Annotated in this window: 1 protein-coding gene; it reads left to right on the top strand. The window is 57.9% G+C overall.

Going from position 1 to position 1,720, the window contains the following annotated elements; all coding sequences use genetic code 11:
* The first annotated feature begins 160 nt into the window (after positions 1 to 160).
* Complete coding sequence (locus tag I2E45_RS10110) at positions 161 to 1,375, top strand: MFS transporter (protein ID WP_195241124.1); 1,215 nt, start codon at positions 161 to 163, stop codon at positions 1,373 to 1,375.
* The last annotated feature ends 345 nt before the right edge of the window (positions 1,376 to 1,720 follow it).

Here is a 1,720-nt window from a genome sequence, read left to right as displayed (position 1 = left end):
CCATGGTGCTGATCGTGGCCACCATGGCCGTGGGCATCATCGGCGCGTTCTTCGGCGTGCTGGCGTAAGGGCCCGGCTGCATAGACTGTCATTGCAACCTGGTAAGGGGATGGAGCGGGCCTATGCCCTCCATCCCCTTACTTGTATAGAGGGAGTTCGTATGTTCGCGAAGGATCGCGAAGCAATGCGCCTGACGCCGGCAGAGGTCAGGCTGATTCTTATTGAGTCCCTGCAATGGTGCGCCAACAACGCGGTGTACTTTTTAGGGCTTATCGGCGCGGCGACGTATGATTTGGCTGGCACGGCCTTTTTGGTTGCTGCCATTACGCTCGTACGCAATCTTATGACGTCGGCGGGCAATATGGTGTCGGGCTCGGTCATCGACCGCTTTGGACCGCGCCGGACGTCGTTTGTGACGTGCGTGATTACGGCGGTGCTATCGCTTGGCGTGGGGTTGGCGCCGTTGTCTGTCCCCGGGCTTGTGTTTGCCGCGTGCGTCTTGGGGCTTGCGGGCGGCTTTATCAACACCTGTACGCATGCGTTTCCGGGATACCTGGAGTCGACCACCGAGGGCCGTACCCGCGTGAACGGTCTCATGGTGTTCTACAGCAATATCGCCTATACCGCTGGCCCGCTGCTCGGTGGTGCCATCGTGAGCTGTTTTGCCACGCAATCGGTCTATCTGCTCATGGCGGGCATGATGGGTGTGGCGGCCGTGCTCTCCTTGGGCTGTCACGAGTGTGTTGCTCCCGCAAAAGGGGAGAAGCCGAAGGGCGGCATTCTGGGCGGCATGGCCGAGGGCGCGCGACTTACGTTTCGCGACCACGACCTGCGCCTTATCTTTATCTCGGGCTTTCTGGGCTTCTTTGCGTTTGGCGCGTTCGATTCGCTGGAGTCGTTGTTCTATCGCGATGTGCTCAACGTGGATATCGTCTGGCTGGGCTGGCTGTCCTCGGTCGTGGGCCTCACTTCCTCGGTGGGCGCGTTCATCCTGACCAAGCTTTCTGCCCGCCATGTCAACCTGCGATTGCTGCTCGGCGCGCTCATGGCCGTGGGCATTGGGTCCATGGTGTACGTGGGCACCGATATGCTGGGGGTCGCGATTATCGGTCAGGCGATTAACGGTCTGGCCTGGGGATTCCTGGAACCGCTGCAGATGATCTTGATTCAGGAGCGCGCTGACATCAAATACCTGGGGCGCATTACCGGCTTTGTGCGTTTTGGCCTGATGAGCGCCGGCGTGCTGCCGCTGCTGGCGGCTCCGTTTTTGGCGGAGGCTTTGGGTGTCCAGACGGTACTGTTTGGGGCATCGACCATTATTGCGCTGGTAGGAACGCTGTTCTTTGTCACACAAGGGAGGCGCCAGAGGCGTTAGCTATACATTCAATTCTAATTTAATACCACTCACCAGAGAATTTCGACCGTTCACCGAGGATTGGAGCAGATTGATAAGTGGTATTAAAAACACATTAGGTGTATGTCTATAATTGGTATCGAAAAGAAACGCGATGTATAGAGTTGCGTGCAGGACAGAAAGGAAAAGCCATGAAGGAAACCGAGAAGATCGAGATCATGCACTTTAGCCAGGAGGGCTACGTCGAGGACGGCAAGAACGTCTACGAGACCGGCAAGAAGATGATTGAGCTCGCCGACAAGGTCGCCGACGAGGGCTACGACGCCGTGTTCCTGATGGGCGTCGGCGGCACCTGGGACGAGCTCA

This window comes from Collinsella aerofaciens (genome assembly GCF_015555045.1).
GTDB classification, from domain to species: domain Bacteria; phylum Actinomycetota; class Coriobacteriia; order Coriobacteriales; family Coriobacteriaceae; genus Collinsella; species Collinsella aerofaciens_W.
The sequence above is the reverse complement of the archived record's forward strand: the minus strand, read 5'-3'. Positions and strand labels throughout refer to the sequence as shown.